The 17,398-nt window shown below is 55.4% G+C and carries 20 protein-coding genes and 1 riboswitch; all 20 genes read right to left on the bottom strand.

The genetic code is table 11. The features are described 5' to 3' along the window. Positions 1-47: 47 nt before the first annotated feature. Complete coding sequence (gene tyrS, locus ACZOF8_RS04410; protein WP_022487603.1) at positions 48-1,274, bottom strand: tyrosine--tRNA ligase; 1,227 nt, start codon at positions 1,272-1,274, stop codon at positions 48-50. A 78-nt stretch (positions 1,275-1,352) separates the two neighbouring features. Beyond that, entirely contained in the window at positions 1,353-1,793 is a 441-nt protein-coding gene (gene mscL / locus ACZOF8_RS04405; protein WP_195839627.1) for a large conductance mechanosensitive channel protein MscL, read from the bottom strand. Between the two features lie 12 nt (positions 1,794-1,805). Next, positions 1,806-2,171 (bottom strand): VOC family protein, encoded by a 366-nt coding sequence (locus ACZOF8_RS04400; protein WP_012938203.1) that lies wholly within the window; start codon positions 2,169-2,171, stop codon positions 1,806-1,808. A 15-nt stretch (positions 2,172-2,186) separates the two neighbouring features. Beyond that, the gene (locus ACZOF8_RS04395) at positions 2,187-3,116 is read right to left on the bottom strand and encodes a DMT family transporter (protein WP_022487602.1); all 930 of its coding nucleotides are present in this window, start codon (positions 3,114-3,116) and stop codon (positions 2,187-2,189) included. 76 nt (positions 3,117-3,192) lie between these two features. Continuing rightward, positions 3,193-4,104 (bottom strand): UDP-N-acetylmuramate dehydrogenase, encoded by a 912-nt coding sequence (gene murB, locus ACZOF8_RS04390; RefSeq protein ID WP_022487601.1) that lies wholly within the window; start codon positions 4,102-4,104, stop codon positions 3,193-3,195. Beyond that, positions 4,104-4,439 (bottom strand): YlbF/YmcA family competence regulator, encoded by a 336-nt coding sequence (locus ACZOF8_RS04385; protein WP_022487600.1) that lies wholly within the window; start codon positions 4,437-4,439, stop codon positions 4,104-4,106. The genes murB and ACZOF8_RS04385 overlap by 1 nt, the downstream gene beginning before the upstream one ends. Positions 4,440-4,541: 102 nt before the next feature. Further along, the gene (locus tag ACZOF8_RS04380; RefSeq protein WP_195839626.1) at positions 4,542-5,564 is read right to left on the bottom strand and encodes a M15 family metallopeptidase; all 1,023 of its coding nucleotides are present in this window, start codon (positions 5,562-5,564) and stop codon (positions 4,542-4,544) included. After that, a complete protein-coding gene (locus tag ACZOF8_RS04375; protein WP_279127104.1) occupies positions 5,557-7,209 on the bottom strand; it encodes a sensor histidine kinase in 1,653 nt (550 codons plus the stop codon). The genes ACZOF8_RS04380 and ACZOF8_RS04375 overlap by 8 nt, the downstream gene beginning before the upstream one ends. Beyond that, positions 7,206-7,904, bottom strand: coding sequence for a response regulator transcription factor (locus tag ACZOF8_RS04370; protein WP_022487597.1), 699 nt, complete (start codon positions 7,902-7,904; stop codon positions 7,206-7,208). The genes ACZOF8_RS04375 and ACZOF8_RS04370 overlap by 4 nt, the downstream gene beginning before the upstream one ends. Positions 7,905-8,064: 160 nt before the next feature. Then, positions 8,065-8,448 carry a metal-dependent transcriptional regulator gene (locus ACZOF8_RS04365; RefSeq protein WP_022487596.1) on the bottom strand — a complete coding sequence of 128 codons (384 nt, stop codon included), beginning with the start codon at positions 8,446-8,448 and terminating at the stop codon, positions 8,065-8,067. 482 nt (positions 8,449-8,930) lie between these two features. Beyond that, a complete protein-coding gene (gene fucO, locus ACZOF8_RS04360) occupies positions 8,931-10,076 on the bottom strand; it encodes a lactaldehyde reductase (protein WP_154488177.1) in 1,146 nt (381 codons plus the stop codon). Positions 10,077-10,205: 129 nt separating this feature from the next. After that, positions 10,206-10,793 (bottom strand): TetR family transcriptional regulator, encoded by a 588-nt coding sequence (locus tag ACZOF8_RS04355; RefSeq protein WP_022488300.1) that lies wholly within the window; start codon positions 10,791-10,793, stop codon positions 10,206-10,208. Between the two features lie 122 nt (positions 10,794-10,915). Further along, the gene (gene dapA, locus ACZOF8_RS04350; RefSeq protein ID WP_022488301.1) at positions 10,916-11,821 is read right to left on the bottom strand and encodes a 4-hydroxy-tetrahydrodipicolinate synthase; all 906 of its coding nucleotides are present in this window, start codon (positions 11,819-11,821) and stop codon (positions 10,916-10,918) included. Between the two features lie 12 nt (positions 11,822-11,833). Beyond that, on the bottom strand, positions 11,834-13,045 hold the full coding sequence (gene dapG, locus ACZOF8_RS04345; protein WP_022488302.1) for an aspartate kinase: 1,212 nt from the start codon (positions 13,043-13,045) through the stop codon (positions 11,834-11,836). Positions 13,046-13,087: 42 nt separating this feature from the next. Beyond that, complete coding sequence (locus tag ACZOF8_RS04340; protein ID WP_022488303.1) at positions 13,088-14,119, bottom strand: aspartate-semialdehyde dehydrogenase; 1,032 nt, start codon at positions 14,117-14,119, stop codon at positions 13,088-13,090. A gap of 21 nt (positions 14,120-14,140) precedes the next feature. Beyond that, entirely contained in the window at positions 14,141-14,914 is a 774-nt protein-coding gene (gene dapB, locus ACZOF8_RS04335) for a 4-hydroxy-tetrahydrodipicolinate reductase (RefSeq protein WP_022488304.1), read from the bottom strand. A gap of 118 nt (positions 14,915-15,032) precedes the next feature. Further along, positions 15,033-15,194, bottom strand: a riboswitch (Lysine riboswitch). A gap of 72 nt (positions 15,195-15,266) precedes the next feature. Then, positions 15,267-15,710, bottom strand: a complete 444-nt coding sequence (locus tag ACZOF8_RS04330; protein ID WP_022488305.1) for a hypothetical protein — start codon at positions 15,708-15,710, stop codon at positions 15,267-15,269. A 9-nt stretch (positions 15,711-15,719) separates the two neighbouring features. Beyond that, positions 15,720-16,172: a dCTP deaminase/dUTPase family protein gene (locus ACZOF8_RS04325; protein WP_022488306.1), complete on the bottom strand. Its 453-nt coding sequence runs from the start codon at positions 16,170-16,172 to the stop codon at positions 15,720-15,722. Continuing rightward, positions 16,153-16,644 carry a hypothetical protein gene (locus tag ACZOF8_RS04320; protein ID WP_022488307.1) on the bottom strand — a complete coding sequence of 164 codons (492 nt, stop codon included), beginning with the start codon at positions 16,642-16,644 and terminating at the stop codon, positions 16,153-16,155. The genes ACZOF8_RS04325 and ACZOF8_RS04320 overlap by 20 nt, the downstream gene beginning before the upstream one ends. Before the next feature lie 59 nt (positions 16,645-16,703). Further along, on the bottom strand, positions 16,704-17,282 hold the full coding sequence (locus tag ACZOF8_RS04315; protein WP_022488308.1) for a thiamine phosphate synthase: 579 nt from the start codon (positions 17,280-17,282) through the stop codon (positions 16,704-16,706). Positions 17,283-17,398: the final 116 nt, after the last annotated feature.

The raw sequence follows: 17,398 nt of genomic DNA, 5'->3' as shown, positions 1-17,398 counted from the left end.
CAGCTGACCGTTGACAGGGCTGTTGCTCACGCAACAGCCCCATTTTTTTATCCCCTTACCAACCGGTAGTACTTCTTCTTCCCCTTCCGGAGCAGCAGGCTTTCTTTGCCGTCGAACAGAGTGTCGTCCACAACGGTGTCCACGTCGGTGATCTTGGCATCTTCGATGGACAGGCCGTTCTGCTGCATCAGCCGGCGGCCTTCGCTCTTGGTGGCGATCACCTTGTTTTCTGCCAGGAGATCCAGCAGACGGCAGCCCCATTCGTCCTTCCGGACGGTGATGGTGGGCACATTGTCCATGTTGCTGCCAGAACCGAACAACGCTTCCGTGGCGTTTTTCGCCTTTTCCGCTTCTGCTTCCCCATGGACGATCTTGGTCACCTCGTAGGCCAATACCTTCTTGGCTTCGTTGATTTCCGCACCCTGGAGAGCCCCCAGCCGCCGGACTTCATCCATGGGCAGGAAAGTCAGCAGCGCCAGGCATTTTTCCACATCCGCATCGTCGATATTCCGCCAGTACTGGTAGAAATCGTAAGGAGAGAATTTCTCCGGATCCAGCCACACAGCGCCGCCTACGGTCTTGCCCATTTTCTGGCCCTGGCTGTTGGTCAGAAGAGTGTTGGTCATGCAGTAGGCAGGCTGGCGGTCCTTCCGGCGGATCAATTCCACCCCGGCGATCATGTTGGACCACTGGTCGTCCCCGCCCAGTTCCATGACGCAGTTGTATTTCTTGTGCAGGGTATAGAAGTCATAGGCCTGCATGATCATGTAGTTCATTTCGAAGAAGGTCAGCCCGTTGTCGCTGGCCAGACGGGTTTTGTAGCAGTCAGCGGCCAGCATCCGGTTCACGGAGAAATGGACCCCTACGCTCCGGAGCATGTCCACATAGTTCAGCTTCAGCAGCCAGTCGGCGTTGTTGGCTACAATGGCCTTCCCTTCGGACAGGTCGATGAACCGGCCGATCTGTTTCTTGAAGCATTCGATATTGTGGTTGATGAATTCCGGGGTAAGCATCTTCCGCATTTCATTCTTGCCGCTGGGGTCTCCGACCATACCGGTGCCCCCGCCCAGCAGGATAATGGGACGGTGGCCGGCCCGCTGCATATGGGCCATGACCATCAGGGCGATGAAGTGACCAACATGGAGGCTGTCCGCAGTAGGGTCAAAGCCAATATAGAAAGTGATCTTTTCCTTTCCCAGCAGTTCTCTGATTTCATCCGGGTGGGACATCTGTTTCAGGTATCCCCGTTCTTCCAGTACATCCAATACGTTCATGGAACATCCTCCTGTAGCAATTTTCAACACAAAAAAGCCGGCTGGCCCGGCCGATGGCAGCCTGACCAGCCCGGTTCCTTATTTCTTGGGTATTTCAGACGTGCAATGAGGGCAGCGGGTAGCTTCCGGATCCACCGGCATTTTGCAGAACGGACACAGGGTGGGTTCTGCTTTGGGTTCTTCTTTCTTGAACCGGTTCATCAGGGACACCAGGCAGAAGATCACAAAGGCCATGATGATGAAATCGATGACATTGGTGATGAAGCTGCCATAGGCGATCACCGGCAGGTTGGCGGCTTTGGCTTCCGCCAGGGTATTCACCTTTTTGCTGGACAGATTGATGAACAGGTCAGAAAAATCCACGCCCCCGATCAGGATCCCCAGAGGGGGCATGATAATGTCGTTGACCACGGAAGAGACAATCTTCCCGAAAGCACCCCCGATGATAACACCGACGGCCATGTCCACCACGTTGCCCCGGAGGGCGAAGTCTTTGAATTCCTTGAAAAAGCTCCCCATCATTGTTCTCCTTTATTTTTTCGGCGGCAGGATTTCCAGCCAGTAGTTGTCCGGATCGGTGATGAAATAAATCCCCATAGCCGGGTTTTCAAAACAGATGCAGCCCATTTTTTCATGCTTGGCATGGGCGGCGGCAAAGTCGTCGGTTTCAAAGGCCAGGTGGAATTCATTGTCCCCCAGGTTGTAGGGTTCCTTCCGGTCCTTCAGCCAGGTCAGTTCCAGCAGATGGCTGGTCTGATGGTCCCCCAGGTACACAATGGTGAAATCCGGGGTTTCGATCCGCCGGGTCTCTTCCAGGCCCAGGGCTTCCTTATAAAAAGCCAGGGATTTCTGAAGGTCCAGCACATTGAAGTTGTTGTGGACAAATTTGAAGTTCATGGATTCTTCCTTTCTTCAGGCTGCCTTTTTCCGTTTGGAAATAATGGACAGGCAGGAACCGAACAGGATCAGGGCGATGCCCACGATCATGTTCACCGTAATGGGCTCATCAATCACCAGCCAGGCCATAAAGGCGGTGAGGATGGGTTTGATGTAAAAAGCCAGGGACGCGGTAGCAGGGTCCGTATATTCCATGGCCAGGAAATAGCTGGCGTATCCCAGCCCCGTCACCCCTACGGCGATGTAGGCCAGAGGCGGGATGTGGGCAGCGGTAAGGCCGCTGAGAATGGGAATGTCCGTAAAGACTTTCAGTCCCAGGGACAGCATCAGGTTCCGCACCGGTTCAAAGGTGGAGATCCCGATCAGGACCAGCATTTCCAAAGACCCGCAGATGAAACTCAGGCTGGTCATGGCAATGCCCCCGTAGCGTTGGGCGTGTTTCCGTCCGGCGATGCCGTACAGGGCAAAAGTCAGGGCAGACAGCAGGATCAGGATGATGCTCAGCTGGCTGCCGGACATGTTCACCGGGTTTACGATGCAGATGATCCCGGCAAAGCTGGCCATCAGGGAAAAGACGGTCAGTTTGTCAATGGGCTCACCCAACAGGAAATAGGCAAACAGCACCACGAACACCGGGTTGCAGCTGAAGATGACCCCGTTTACCGAAGCCTTGCCGTAGACAATGGCCATCTGATACAGGATCATGCTGACCACAACCCCCAGGAAACCGGAAAACAGGAAGAATTTCAGATCCTGTCCGTTCAGCTGGACGTTCTTTTTCTTCAGGGCGCTGAAGGCCATGGGCATCAGCACCAGTCCCCCGATCAGGAACCGGAGGAATGTGATCTGGATGGGATGGAACATGTTCCCGAAAAACTTCAGGGCCGTTTCCATAGTCCCAAACAGAAAGGCGGTTACAAGGACGAAAATATACCCCTTATTCATAAAATTTTACTTGACTCCTTCCAGGATAAAATCCAAAGGAAGCGTCGCGGAGGCGTTTCCTGGGTATAACAGATGGTTATTTCTCACCGATGATCCGGACTTCCGGCTCCAGCCAGACGCCGCTCATGGCGTGGACCCGTTCTTTCACGTCGTCCATCAGCTGGAGGATCTCCGTGGCCGTGGCATGGCCCCGGTTCACCACAAAACCGGTGTGTTTCTCTGATACCTGGGCATCACCTACCCGGTAGCCCCGAAGGCCTGCCTGGTCGATCAGTGCCGCTGCAAAATATCCTGGAGGTCTCTTGAAAGTGCTTCCCGCACTGGGGAAATTCAAAGGTTGTTTACTCACCCGTTTTTGGGTCAGATCATTGATCCGCTGCCGGATAGCTTCCGGATCATCCCGGGTCAGTTCCAGGGTGGCATCCAGAATGATGTCCCCGGTCTCCATCACCACAGAATGGCGGTACCGGAAGTCCATTTCTTCCCGGTCCAGGGTCCGGCATCTGCCCTGGGTATCCGCCACAGTCACCGTACGGACCAGGGTGCCGATTTCGCCCCCGTAGGCACCGGCATTCATAAGAATGGCGCCCCCCAGGCTGCCGGGGATCCCGGAAGCGAATTCCAGGCCGGACAGTCCTCCTTCTGCCGCCGCCGAAGCCAGCCGGGAAAGAAGCACCCCTGCTTCCACCCGGATGGTGGTACCTTCAATGGCCAGCTTCTTCAGGCTGCGGCCCAGTTTCACCACACAGCCCCGGACGCCTTTGTCCAGGACCAGCAGGTTGGATCCGTTGCCGATTACCGTAAGCGGGACGTTCTGATGGTGGATCTCCTGAAGGAGGCTGCACACCTCTTCCCGGGTCTCCGGTGCCACCAGAAGGTCCGCCGGCCCCCCTACCCGGAAGGTGGTGTACTGTTCCATAGGGGCATTGATCTGGAATTTCCCGGGCAGGTGTTCTTCCAGAAAAGAAAGTAAACCAGACATGGTCATCAGTCCATAACTTCCTTCAACGTATCACTGAGGGTCTTGGACAGGTCTCCGAACATCATCTGGAACCGGATGTAGGCCTGGATGTATTCTGCGGCCACCGGGTTCAGCTGGAGCACGTTGTACAGTTCCTGCATTTTCTTCACTTTGGCATCATCAGGTTTCTGGCCCTGGTACTGGGCGATTTCCAGTTCCTGTTTCTGCTTCAGGAAATCCTTCACCATGGATTCTGCAGAAGAATCCGAGGCCAGTTTCCCTTTGGCTTCCACCAGCACTTTATATTCATGGGATTCCTTAATGGCTTTGCAAAGATTGTTCATTTCGTCATAAACGTTCATGGTCTGAACCTCCTAAAAATAGATTCATATCTTATTAATTTTACCATAAAAGGATAAAATTTGCAGACAAATTTTTCCAAAGGAAACGCAGCCGGCTCCTTTTCACTGGTTCAGCACCTGGTACCGGCTGCCGGCGTCGTAATCGAAATGCCACCATTCCATATCGCTGGCCGTAAAGCCCTGCAGGGTCATCTGCTGCCGGAGCAGGTCCCTCAGGTACCGCTGCTTCTGGGTCCCTCCGGCAAACTGGGCATACTGGGCCGGGGAGGGTTCGTCAAAATCCGAGATCATGGGTACTTCTTCTCCCGTGTCCAGGCTGTACAGGCTCACGTCGATGCTCCGGCCGGAATTGTGGGAATACCCTTCTTCCGCCTTGGGAAGCATATCTGCATGGTCCTTGCCCAAAGCCAGGGTGGCCAGTTTGAAATCCTGCCAGGACCGGTAGGCTTCCCACACCACCAGGCCGTATCCATAGGGCCGCAGTCCGTTCTGGACCCTGGCCAGGGCCTGGGCGGCGCTCCGGTCCAGCAGGGCGTTCTGGCGCAGCACCAGAGGCGCCCCGAAAAGATTGTTGTCCGTGGTGTACCGGAGATCCAGCTTTACCCCGGGTACGGTCTGGGCCACATCCACCAGGTCCGCAGTCTTGTCATAGGGCAGACTGGGTGGCACGGCTGCCGCCGCTTCCTTCCGGAGTTCTTCCATGGGGTTGGGAGGCGTCACCCGGACAGGTTTGCCGTTTTCCCCACCGGTGAATCGGCGGGTATAGCTTTTCTGGCCCAGGTTCAGGCTGATCCCCAGGCCGTTCTTGTCACGGTCGAACCGGACCGTGCTGTCCGCATCGGTGTTGGGTCCCACTTCCCGCAGGTCATAATTGTCGTAATGGTTCTTCACCAGCTGGTACACATTACTGCCGGTGTAATCCCGGTCCTGGCTCTGGAACCGGTACAGCAGCTGGAGCTGGCCCTTGTTTTCCCGGACCGCCACCTGCTCTCCGTTTCCCTGATAAAAGCCCACCAGGGCCGCTTCTTCCCGGTTCAGTTCCTCCGGTTCCCAGGCTGCCGCCCGGGCCGTCAGTGCCAGCCCCACACAAAGACAGGCTGACAGGATTGCCGTTTTCTTAAACATCCCGGTTCTCTCCTTCCTGTTCCACCGTATCGTCCTCCGGCAGGGGATGGACGTTTTCCACCACTTCCGCCTCGTGGGCCCCGTTGGCATCCACCTTAGACGGAGGGGCACAGGGCGGGAAGGTGATCACAAAGGCCGTGCCCTTGCCCACCTTGCTCTGGACCTGGACCCTGGCCTTGTGCATCCGGATGATTTCCCTGCCGATGGCCAGTCCCAGCCCCGTCCCGGGAATATGCCGGGAATGGGATTTGTCCGCCTTATAGAACCGCTCCCAGATATAGGGAATGTCCTCTTCAGGAATTCCGAAGCCCTGGTCGGCCACGGTAAGCACGGTACCCTTCTGGCGGTTTTCCATCACCTGGAACCGGATTACCGAACTGTCCGGGGAATACTTCATGGCATTGTCCCCCAGGATCATCACCAGCTGATACAGCCGGTCCCCGTTGCCGTACACCAGAAGGCTGTCATCCACATACTGTTCCAACCGGATATCCCGTTTCTTGGCCCGGCCTTCCAGCATGTTCACCACGCTTTCCACCACTTTGCCCAAAGGGATGGGTTCCATTTCCTCTCCTTCACCCCGCTGGAGCCGGCTGATGTCCAGCAGTTCGTTGATCAGCCGTTCCAGCCGCTGGGTTTCGTCGTTGATCAGCTTCCGGTATTTCCTGATGTCTTCCGGATCCGTAATGGTCCCATCGGACAACGCTTCATTGTAGCCCTGGATAATGGTAATGGGAGTCCGGAGCTCGTGGGACACATTGGCCACGAAATCCCGGCGCATCTTTTCCATTTTCCGGCTTTTCCGTACGAACTGTTCCAGATCCCGGCCCAGGGAATTCAGACTCCGTCCCAGGTCCGCCACTTCGTCATCTCCGTCCACTGCCACTTTCAGGGAATAGTCCCCCAGAGCAATGGCCTTGGCGGAATTCTTCATGGAAATCAGAGGCTTCACCATCCGCCGGGTAAGCCCGCTGACAATAATCACACTGACGAACAGGGCGATGATCCCCACAATGATGGTGTAGATGTAAATATCCTTCAGCACCTTGTTCAGGCCTCCCAAAGGAGACGCCAGCAAAAGGGCCCCGGTCACTTCCCCCCGGGTGTCCTTCAGGGGGATCCCCACCATCAGCACCTGTTCCTTGTAGTAGGGATGATAAATCCGTTCATTGACCCGGTCCCCGCTGTACACTTTCGCCAGGGTTTTCCGGAACCGCTCGCTGTTGGGGCCTCCTTCCTGGATCTGCTGATCGATGGCCGCCACGCTTTTCATCCATTTTTCCCGGCGCTTGGCTTCCCGTTCCTGTTTGGAGGAATCTGATCCATCATGGACCTGTTCGTATTCCGTACCAGTTTCCGAAGCCCCGATCAGGTCGAACTGGTTGTTGAACACCCAGATCCGGGCCCCCACCAGCTGGTCCATGGAAGTAAGATATTCCCGAAGGATGGTCTTGTCCATGTGCGTGGCGTCGAAGTACCGGATCATCATGGCCACCTGGCCGCCTTTGTCATTGAGTTCCAGTTCCTTGGTCCGGAAGAAATAATCGGTGATCAGGTAGCTGAGGCCTACGGAAATTCCCACGATAATAGCCAGAATCAGGCCCATGTAACTGTACATGAGCCTGGTGCTTAATGACTTCTTCACTTTTTGACCTCAAACTTGTAGCCCACACCCCAGACGGTCATAATGTCCCAGGTGGAATCCGGCGGAATGTCCAGTTTGTGCCGGACCCGCTTGATATGGGTATCCACAGTACGGGTATCCCCGTAGTAGGTGTAGCCCCAGATCTTTTCCAGCAGCTGGTTCCGGCTGAACACGATCCCCGGATTGGAGGCCAGGCACCAGAGCAGTTCCATTTCCTTGGCGGTGAAGGTGATTTCCCGGCCAAAGGCAACCACCCGGTATTCGCTGAGATTGATCATCAGGTTGGGATATTCCAGCACCTGTTTGTTCTGGCTGTTCATGGAGGCGTTGGTCCGGCGGAGCACCGCTTTCACCCGGGCCACCACTTCCCGGGTATTGAAAGGTTTGGAAATGTAGTCGTCCGCCCCGATCTCCAGTCCCAGGATCCGGTCGTCATCAGAATCCTTGGCCGTGAGCATGATAATGGGAATGTCGGAAATCTTCCGGACCTGTTTGCACACTTCCAGTCCGTCCAATACAGGCATCATAATGTCCAGCAGGATAATGTCCGGCTTGCCGGCCTGGACCTGGACCAGGGCTTCTGCCCCGTCCGCCGCTTCAATGACCTTGAAGCCCTCTTTTTTGAAATAAATGCTTAAAATCTCACGGATCTGCGGTTCGTCATCCGCGATCAATACGGTCTGTTGTTTGTTCATAGAAAGCCCTCACTCTTCTGGCAGAAAGCTGCCGGATTGAAAGAATCCCTTCTTCCAGGACCCATAACTGAGTGTCCAAAAGCGGCACTCCATTGGTTTATTATATCATAAAATGTCAACAGAGGGGGACCGTTGCCTTTGCAGCAGTCCCCCTCCTGGCTCATTTCTTCGACCGGAGCCGGAGATATTCTTTTTTCAGAGCATCAAAGGTTTCGTCACAGATATCGTGTTCGATTTTGCAGGCATCGTGTTCCGCATGTTCCTGGGAGACGCCCAGGGATATAAGGATGTGGGTCAGCACCTGGTGCCGCTCATAGATCCGTTCCGCAATATCCCGGCCGGTTTCCGTCAGGTTCACAAAGCCCGATTCGTCCACCGTAACCAGGCCCTCTGCCCGGAACTTTTTCATGGCCACACTGATGGTGGGCTTGGAATAGCCCATTTCGTTGGCAATATCAATGGAGCGTACCAGCCCCAGACGATTTTTCAGCACCAGGATGGTTTCCAGGTACATTTCCGTGGATTCTGATTCATGGTATTCCATACGTTTTCACCTTATTGCTGCAGCATCGGAGATGCTGGTTATTTTGGTTAGTGTTTACATTCTATTCTACACTATGTTCAGCAATTGTGCAAACGGGGAAGGATCTCCGGTATGTGTCAACAAGTTCTCAGTAAAACCTTCATCACAGTATAGTTATTCATTCATGTCCGAAAGTAAAGAGTGAAGAGTGCAGAGTGAAGAGCATGGGCCCGTAGAGGACGCACAACAGGCGGTTCGCCAGATGTACGAGTCTCCGACCCCAACGCTGTAGGGGCGGGCCTGTCAGGCCCGCCCGTCCCGGCCGCCCAGAGGGCAAAAAATTCTATACCCATACACCCGCGTGCTCCACCCCAGGAGCGACAACACCCGATGTTGTCCCGTAACCAAGGAATCCAGATGTGTCCCCCTTTCAGGGGGACACAGAAGAGGGGCTGCTGCATGCGCAGCAGCCCCTCTCCTCAGGCTGGAGACTTTCCCTTTCCTTACATCAGTTTCCGGAACATTTCGATGACCTGTTCCTTGGTGGCTTCTCTGGGGTTGCCGGGATAGCAGGCGTCGGCCAGAGCGTCTTTGGCCAGCTGGTCCAGGTCTTCTTCCCGGATCTTTTCGTTCTTTTCCGGGATCCCCACGTCCTGGGACAGCTTCCGGACAGCGGCAATGGCAGCATCCCGGTATTCTTCCTGGGTCATGGAATCCACTCCTTCCACCCCCATGGCTTTGGCGATGGCTTTGTATTTGTCGCCGGTGTATTCCTTATTGAATTCCATGGAAATGGGCAGCAGCATGGCGCAGGCTACTCCGTGGGGAGTGTCATAATGGGCGGACAGGGTGTGGGCCATGGAATGGTCGATGCCCAGGCCCACATTGGAGAAGCCCATGCCGGCGATGTACTGGGCCAGGGCCATGCCTTCCCGGCCTTCTTTGGTGTTGGCCACTGCGCCCCGGAGGTTTTCGGCGATCAGCCGGATGGCTTCGATGTGGAACATGTCGGTCATTTCCCAGGCGGCTTTGGTGGTATACCCTTCAATGGCGTGGGTCAGGGCGTCCATGCCGGTGGAAGCGGTGAGGCCTTTGGGCATGCTGGACATCATATCCGGATCCACGAAGGCCACCACGGGCATGTCATGGGGATCCACACAGACGAATTTCCGTTCTTTTTCCACGTCGGTGATCACGTAGTTGATGGTCACTTCCGCAGCGGTACCGGCGGTGGTGGGCACAGCCAGGATGGGCACGGAAGGATTCTTGGTGGGAGCGCAGCCTTCCAGGCTCCGGACGTCAGCGAATTCCGGGTTGGCGATGATGATGCCGATGGCCTTGGAGGTATCCATGGAGGAGCCGCCGCCGATGGCGATGATACAGTCAGCGCCCGAGGCTTTGAAGGCTTCCACCCCGTGCTGGACGTTGGCAATGGTGGGATTGGGTTTGATGTCGGAATAGACGGTGTAGGGAATGTTGGCCGCATCCAGCAGATCGGTGACTTTGGCGGTGACGTTGAACTTCACCAGGTCCGGATCGGAGGCTACGAAAGCTTTGGTGAACCCTCTGTTCTGGAATTCGGTGATGATGTCTTTAATGGCACCGCTGCCGTGATAGGAAGTACCGTTCAAGGAAATTCTGTTTGCCATAAAAAAACTCCCCTTTCTTTTGTTACGGAATCGGAACACAGTCCGTTGTTCTTTGATTCCATTGTAAAAAAGAAAGAGAAGTTCCACAAGTGACACTTTTCCTCATCTGTCACCTTGACTGTTCAGTCATTACCGGAGCAGGTCACAGCGGACGAAAAGGTCCGTAAGAGCAGGCGGCATGGCCTGGAGCATCAGGTCCGCCAGCTGTTCCGGAGCTGCATCCCGGGTTCCCCGTCCCACCCATTTGGCGGTCATGTAGACGGAGGCCTGACAGTACATTTCCAACAGGGCCAGCACTGCCCGCTCCAGGTCTTTCCCGGTCTTTTTCCGGTACAGGTCCTGGTAGAACCCATAGATTTTCCGGAAGTCGTGGTCTTTCAGATTGTTCTGCTGGTCCGACTGGAACGCCGCCCGGAAGAACACCTTTTCCGCCTGGATATAGCGGAATTTCCGGACCAGGCCTTCGTAAATGGTCCTGCCGTAGCCCATTTCCCGGAAGGAATTGGCCAGCAGTTCATCAAAGTACCAGTTCACCAGATCATATTTGTCCAGAAAGTGCCGGTAAAAGGTCTGGCGGGATACCCCGGCCTCCCCGGTGATTTCCTTTACGGTGATGTCTTCCAGGCTCTGCCGGGCCATCAGCCGTTTCACCGCCTCTGCCAGCCGGTATTTGCCCCCGGATTCCCCGGTATGCTGTGATTCCTGTGGTTCTGCCATTGGGTCCGTCCCTCCCTGCTATGGTGTACAGACCCTATTATAGCAAAAAAAGGGGGGTGTGAAAAAATGAAGAATCATTTTTTCACACCCCCTGGTCTCAGGCCGTTGACCCTTGACCTTGTTTACTTCAACAGCCCGCTTTCTTTCCAGGCCCGGGTGACCTTTTCTCTTTCTTCGTCGGTCATGGGGCACAGGGGCAGACGGTAGGGCCCCGGGTTGAAGGGTGTCATCAGTCCTACGGCTTCTTTGATGGGGATGGGGTTGCTCACCAGGAACATGCTCCGGGACTGGAGGACCATGGTCTTGTTCAAGTCCCGGGCCTTCTGGACTTTACCCTGTTCGAAGCTCTGCATCATCTCCTGGATCAGTTCTCCGTTCACATTGCTCAGGACGGAAATCAGCCCTACGGCGCCTACGCTCATAAAAGGCAGGATCAGGGCATCGTCCCCGCTGTAAATGGAGAAATCTTCCGGCACCAGACGGTACAGGTCTTCCACCTGGCTTACATTGCCGGCAGCTTCTTTAATGGCCACAATGTTTTTGCATTCATGGGCCAGACGGGCAACGGTGGCAGGCAAAATATTGCTGCCGGTCCGTCCGGGCACGTTGTAGATCACAATGGGCAGGCTGGTATTGTCTGCAATGGTCTTGAAATGACGGTAGAAACCTTCCTGGGAGGGCTTGTTGTAATAGGGCCCCACCACCAGGACTCCATCGGCGCCCACTTTTTCTGCCAGTTTGTTCATTTCCAGTACATCCGCCGTGTTGTTGGAGCCGGTGCCTACGATCACCTGGCCTTTGCCTTTGGCTCTTACCTTGGCGATGACTTTGGTAAACAGTTCTTCTTTTTCTGCATAGGTCATGGTGGGGGCTTCCCCGCTGGTGCCGCTGACCAGGATGGAATCAGAGCCGTGGTCCAGCAGCCAGGAGGCGAATTCCGCCGTCCCGTCCGCGTTCAGGGAGCCGTCTTCGTTGAAGAAGGTCACCATTGCTGTAATCAGTCTTCCGAAATAAGGTTTCTTGTTCATGCTAACCACCTTTTATTGTTGGAAAGCAGCGTGCAGGGCATTGACTGCTTCTTTTACCTGGGATTCCCGTACAATGGCGGAAATCAGGTTGTCAGAATCTGTAGTTTGAAGGATCTCGATGCCGGCTTTGGCCAGAGCGTTGATGAACCGGGCCATGATGCCAGGCACACCGCCCATATGGGAGCCCACCACGGTCACTTTGGCGCAGTCTTCCACTTTGGTGTACTTGCAGTTTTCCGCTTTCAGCACTTTTTCCGCATCAGCGGCAGCAGCACTGTACACGGCGAACATCAGGGAATGGGGCTGGAGGCTCATGGTACCGATGCTCACTCCGTTTTTGGCCAGGGTGTCGAACAGTTCAGCCCCGTCATTGGTTTCCAGGTTCACGGAGAAGAAGGCGATGTTGTTCTTGCTGGCCACCCCGCAGGCATGTTTTTCTTCCAGGGAATCGGTTTCTTCCATTTCCTTGGGCTGGTCTTCCTTGCTGATCAGGGTACCAGGGGCTTCGGAGAAGGTGCTCTTTACCACCATGGGGACCCCGTAACGCATAACGATTTCCACCGCCCGGGGATGGATGACCTTGGCGCCCTGGTGGGCCATTTCACGGATTTCATCATAAGAGATCTGTTTGATGATGTGGGCATCCTTTACAATCCGGGGATCGGCGGTCATGACCCCGTCCACGTCGGTGTAGATTTCCACCTTGTCCGCATGGACGGCTACCCCGAAGGCGGCGGCAGAGGTATCGCTGCCCCCACGGCCCAGGGTGGTCACGTTCTTGTGATCGGCGGTTACCCCCTGGAACCCGCAGATTACAGGGATGATCCCCTGTTCCACCAGTTCCAGCAGGTTGTCCGGTTCCACCGTGCGGATTTTGGCATTGCCGTATTCATCATCGGTGATCATGCCGGCCTGGCCCCCGGTAAGGGCTTTAGCCTTCAGGCCTTTTTCCTGGAGGGTGGCGGCCATTACCGTGGAGGAGATGATTTCTCCGCAGGCCATCAGAAGATCCAGTTCATGAGGAGCCGGGTTGGGGTTCACACTTTTCAGCATATCGATCATGGTATCCGTAGCAAAGGGATCTCCCCGGCGTCCCATGGCGGACACCACCACAATGGGAGAATATCCCTGGGCAATGGCTTCCTGGACTTTGCCCACCACTTTTTCACGGGTGGCAGGCGTAGCAACGGACGTTCCACCGAATTTTTGTACAATGATTTTCATTTTAAACTCAGGCTCCCCTCGAATATCTCGTTTGGTTTTCTCTTACAGCCAGCCGTTCTTCACCATGGTTTCCGCAATCTGCAGGGTGTTCAGGGCAGCCCCTTTGCGGATCTGGTCCCCTACGCACCAGAAGTTGAAGCTGTTGGCCGCGGATTCATCCCGTCTCAGACGGCCCACATACACATCGTTCTTGCCGGAGGTGTACAGAGGCATGGGATAGATCTGCTGGGAAGGATCGTCCTGGAGCACCACGCCGGGGAAGCCGGCCAGAGCCTTGCGGATGTCTTCCAGTTCCACGTCATGTTCCAGTTCCACGTTGACGGATTCGCTGTGGCTCCGGTATACGGGAACACGGACGGTGGTGGCAGTAATGCGCATTTCCGGATCGGAGAAGATTTTCTTGGTTTCGTTGACCATCTTCATTTCTTCCTTGGTGTACAGGTTGTCCAGGAAGATATCGATCTGGGGCACCAGGTTCAGAGCCAGCGGGAAATGTTTCTTGGCGCTGGCGCTGGGGAAGATCTTGGCGGTCATTTCTTCGCCCCGGGCAGCCTGTTTGATCTGGTTTTCCAGTTCGTCCAGCCCGTCTTTGCCGGCGCCGGAAGCAGCCTGGTAAGTGGAGACGATGATCCGTTTGATCCGGGCCAGATCGTAGATGGGTTTCAGGGCCATGACCATGATGATGGTGGAACAGTTGGGGTTGGCAATGATCCCGTGATGTTTGGTAATGTCCTGAGGGTTCACTTCAGGGACGATCAGAGGCACATCCGGATCCATCCGGTAGGTGCTGGAGTTGTCGATCACCACGGCACCGGCCTTTACGGCAATGGGAGCAAAGGTCTTGGAGATGCTGCCGCCGGCGAACAGGGCCACATCCACCCCATTAAAGGAGTCGGCTTTGGCTTCTTCCACTTTATATGTCTTGCCCCGGACGGTGAGTTCCTTGCCGGCGCTGCGGGCAGAAGCCAGCAGTTTCAGGTTTTTGAAGGGGAAGTCCCGTTCGTTCAGCAGATTGATGAATTCCTGTCCAACGGCGCCCGTAGCACCCAGAATTGCCAAGTTGTATTCTTTCATGATTTTCGTCTCCTCTTATCCTTAATCCAGAATCTGATCCAGTCCGTACACCAGGCCCTTGCGGTTTACCATGGTCCGGCAGCCCAGCATCACACCGGGCATGTAGCATTCCCGGCTCACCGGGTCGTTGCGCACCGTAAGGGTTTCGCCCATGCTGCCGAAGATGATTTCCTGGCTGGCCACGAACCCGGGCAGCCGTACGCTGTGGATCCGCATCCCTTCATATTCGCTGCCTCTGGCATGGGGCAGTTTCTCCACTTCATCGGGATTCCCCTGCTGGACAAAGCCGCCCCGGACTTCCGCCAGTTTCTGGGCGGTAAGGATGGCCGTGCCGCTGGGAGCGTCCAGCTTTTTGTCATGATGCATTTCGATGATCTCCACCTGGGGGAAGTATTTGGCCACTTCTGCGGCGATTTTCATCATCAGCACCGCCCCCATGGCAAAGTTGGGACAAACCAGGATGCCCACGTTGTTCTTTTCCGCCAGGCCCTTCAGTTCACCCAGGTTTTCCTGGGTGAAGCCGGTGGTGCCTACTACGGCGTTGACCCCGGCGTTCAGGATGATCCGCAGGTTCCCCATGACCACATCCGGCCGGGTGAAGTCCACCACCACATCGGGCTTATGGGCTTCCAGGGCCTGTACCAGGTCCGTATCCACCGGGCAGCCTTCCACGGTTTTGTCCTTGCCGAACACGTCCACGGCGCCCACCAGTTCCATATCCTTCTGCTGCAGGACCGTTTGTACCACTGTATGCCCCATTCTGCCCAGGGCACCGTTTACCATCACTTTGATCATTCTGTGCATCTCTCCTTTGTTGATCCTTTGGGAGACAAAAAAGCAGGTCATCGAGGCGAGCCCAATGACCTGCAAGAAAAGAAGCCGCTCCTGCCGTGGCAGGGGACTTGGTTCCGTTCCCATTGATAGCTCTCCACCCAAAGGCGACAGTCTGCAGATTGTTCACCTGCATCCCAGCATAAGCGCGCACCCGCAGCTTTGCTTCGGCGGTTCCCCTTTCATTCCCCTCAACGGTGTCCCTCAGAGAATTACTGATGTTTTCCGCGCCTCTATCTTTTGTTTAGTTATGGTAACAGTATAGGAGTTTATCTTCAACTTGTCAACCTTTATTCACTACCGAAGACAACTTTTTTCAGTCCCGGAGCCCTTTCCGCAGTTCCGCCTGGGTCCGGCTGAAGAAATTTGTTAAATCTTTTACAAACTGCTGGGAATATACCGTGCTGTCAATGGTGCTCCGTTTGGCAAAGATGGCTTTCTGCTGGGCCAGGTTCTGGCCTTCGTAGCCCCGGAGAGCTTCCACCAGCCCATCATAGGTGGCTCCGTAGCTGTAATCCGGAGTGGCTTCCATCTGTTTGCCCAGGGCCAGGTAGAATTCATTCCATTCTTCTTTGGAAAGGTCCTTTTTCAGGGCCGTCAGGCAGCCCCGGATCAGGTGAGCCTTCAAATAAATATATTCCCGGAGGGCCGTTTCCCGCTGTTCCGGGAACAGTTTGAACCATTCATACAGCTGGTAGCCGCCCCAGTCTCCCATGGTGTCCACCAGGCCGATCATTTTCTTCCATTTATTGTCCGTCATGGTCATCCCTCATTTCGTGGTGCTGCCGAAGCCGCCGCTCCGCTCCTGTTTGGGAGCCCTGGCGTCATCATCGGCCAGCAGATACGTATAGAAAATCCCCTGGGCCACCCGTTCCCCTTTTTCCAGGGTCACGTCCTGGCTGCTGTCATTGGCCAGGGCCAGCAGCAAATGGCCTTCGTTGTCTGGATTGTTGTAGTAATCCGCATCCACAATGCCTTCGTTGTTCACCAGGCGCAGGTGGCGTTTCACCGCCATGCTGGACCGGATGTGGATGCCCAGGTATTCGTTGTCCTGCATGTAGGCCTTTACTCCGGTGGGGACCATTTTCTGGCTGTGGGCCGGAATGGTCACGGTTTCCGGCAGATAAATGTCGTACCCGGCACTCCGGGCGGTCTGCCGGCTGGGCAGGGGGAAATCCACCTCTTTATAGGAAGAGATTTTTTCAAATCCGCGGATTTTCATGTTTCACAGGCTCCTTTTTGTTCTCCAGATTCCAGGCCTGGATCTCTTTTTCCAGGGCGGCCACAAAGGTCCGCTGAGGAATGGGGAGAAATTCTTCTTTGATCTTTTTCTTTTCCAGGCTCTTCCCTTTCCGGGTCAGCACCTGGATCTGGTTGATCCGGTAGGTGTGGTCAGCTTGGTTGATTTCCACATCCATAATGCATTCTTTGGCCGAATCATCCTCTTTCAGATCCTTGGCATACAGGTGATCCAGCAGCCGGATGAACGAGGGATTCTTCAGCACTGCCCGGGCTGTGGCCTGGGTCAGGGACGGGGTCCTGGATTCCTGGCGGAACGAGGCAAGGTCCGTATAGTAGGCTCCGGAAGTATTTTCTCCCAGAAGGCTCCAATCAGTGGGTTTGGCCGCCAGGGCATCCCCGCTGCCCCAAAGGACAAAGCAGGAAAACGCCAGGGCCAGCAGTTGTTTTTTCATAGGCCCACTCCTTCACAGTTGGTTTTATTCCTTCATATTATAGGATACCAGGTTGCAAGTCAAGGGGTTGGACTGGCAACAGTTCCCCACCACCCCATCATCACCGCCCCGGCGGCTCCGGCTTCTTTCAGTTCCGGGACCTTTTCCGGGGTGATGCCTCCCAGGGCGTAGACGGGGATGGGGCTTTGGGCGCACACCTGCCGGAGCTGTTCAAGGCCCCGGGGCGCCAGACCCGGCTTGCACCGGGTGGGATAAATATGGCTGAAGGTGCAGCAGTCCGCCCCCAGCCAGGCTGCCTCCAGCACCTCTTCCAGACTGTGGCAGGAGGCCCCCACTTGCCCTGGGAATTTCTGCCGCCACCTGTGAGGCAAGGCCCGGAGCACCGGCATGGGCAGCTGGATTCCCTCCGGCTCCAGTTCCAGCGCCGCTTCCACAAAAGTATGGAACCAGCAGGGAACCCCCGCCCGGCGGCATTTTTCCAGCACCTGCCGGCCCAGGGAAACATATTCCTCCAAAGAAAGGTCCTTTTCCCGCAAAATCACTCCCGCCGGACGAAGGGTCAGGATCCGGTCCAGCTGGTCCAGAAAGGGCATGGAGTACAAATGCCGGTTGGTGATGCAGAAAAGGGGAAACGACATGGGAAAGGCCTCCTTGACAGGGATTTTATGTTGATTATAGCATAAAAAAGGGCCTGCCGGATGTTCGGCAGGTCCTTTTTATCCATTCAAAGCCAGCTGTGCTGGCATCCAACGGC

The organism is Acidaminococcus sp. (genome assembly GCF_057597765.1).
This window is presented reverse-complemented; position numbering and strand designations above follow the sequence as displayed.

Excerpts from the sequence above, each read along its gene's own strand:
- mscL (WP_195839627.1), bottom strand. The coding sequence starts at position 1,793 with ATGGGGAGCTTTTTCAAGGAATTCAAAGACTTCGCCCTCCGGGGCAAC.
- ACZOF8_RS04365 (WP_022487596.1), bottom strand. The coding sequence starts at position 8,448 with ATGGAATACCATGAATCAGAATCCACGGAAATGTACCTGGAAACCATC.
- ACZOF8_RS04340 (WP_022488303.1), bottom strand. The coding sequence starts at position 14,119 with ATGAAAGAATACAACTTGGCAATTCTGGGTGCTACGGGCGCCGTTGGA.
- ACZOF8_RS04370 (WP_022487597.1), bottom strand. The coding sequence starts at position 7,904 with ATGAACAAACAACAGACCGTATTGATCGCGGATGACGAACCGCAGATC.
- ACZOF8_RS04385 (WP_022487600.1), bottom strand. The coding sequence starts at position 4,439 with ATGAACGTTTATGACGAAATGAACAATCTTTGCAAAGCCATTAAGGAA.
- dapA (WP_022488301.1), bottom strand. The coding sequence starts at position 11,821 with ATGAACAAGAAACCTTATTTCGGAAGACTGATTACAGCAATGGTGACC.
- dapG (WP_022488302.1), bottom strand. The coding sequence starts at position 13,045 with ATGAAAATCATTGTACAAAAATTCGGTGGAACGTCCGTTGCTACGCCT.
- ACZOF8_RS04355 (WP_022488300.1), bottom strand. The coding sequence starts at position 10,793 with ATGGCAGAACCACAGGAATCACAGCATACCGGGGAATCCGGGGGCAAA.
- ACZOF8_RS04380 (WP_195839626.1), bottom strand. The coding sequence starts at position 5,564 with ATGTTTAAGAAAACGGCAATCCTGTCAGCCTGTCTTTGTGTGGGGCTG.
- murB (WP_022487601.1), bottom strand. The coding sequence starts at position 4,104 with ATGACCATGTCTGGTTTACTTTCTTTTCTGGAAGAACACCTGCCCGGG.
- fucO (WP_154488177.1), bottom strand. The coding sequence starts at position 10,076 with ATGGCAAACAGAATTTCCTTGAACGGTACTTCCTATCACGGCAGCGGT.
- ACZOF8_RS04400 (WP_012938203.1), bottom strand. The coding sequence starts at position 2,171 with ATGAACTTCAAATTTGTCCACAACAACTTCAATGTGCTGGACCTTCAG.
- ACZOF8_RS04325 (WP_022488306.1), bottom strand. The coding sequence starts at position 16,172 with ATGAAAATCCGCGGATTTGAAAAAATCTCTTCCTATAAAGAGGTGGAT.
- ACZOF8_RS04330 (WP_022488305.1), bottom strand. The coding sequence starts at position 15,710 with ATGACGGACAATAAATGGAAGAAAATGATCGGCCTGGTGGACACCATG.
- ACZOF8_RS04315 (WP_022488308.1), bottom strand. The coding sequence starts at position 17,282 with ATGTCGTTTCCCCTTTTCTGCATCACCAACCGGCATTTGTACTCCATG.
- tyrS (WP_022487603.1), bottom strand. The coding sequence starts at position 1,274 with ATGAACGTATTGGATGTACTGGAAGAACGGGGATACCTGAAACAGATG.
- ACZOF8_RS04320 (WP_022488307.1), bottom strand. The coding sequence starts at position 16,644 with ATGAAAAAACAACTGCTGGCCCTGGCGTTTTCCTGCTTTGTCCTTTGG.
- ACZOF8_RS04395 (WP_022487602.1), bottom strand. The coding sequence starts at position 3,116 with ATGAATAAGGGGTATATTTTCGTCCTTGTAACCGCCTTTCTGTTTGGG.
- dapB (WP_022488304.1), bottom strand. The coding sequence starts at position 14,914 with ATGATCAAAGTGATGGTAAACGGTGCCCTGGGCAGAATGGGGCATACA.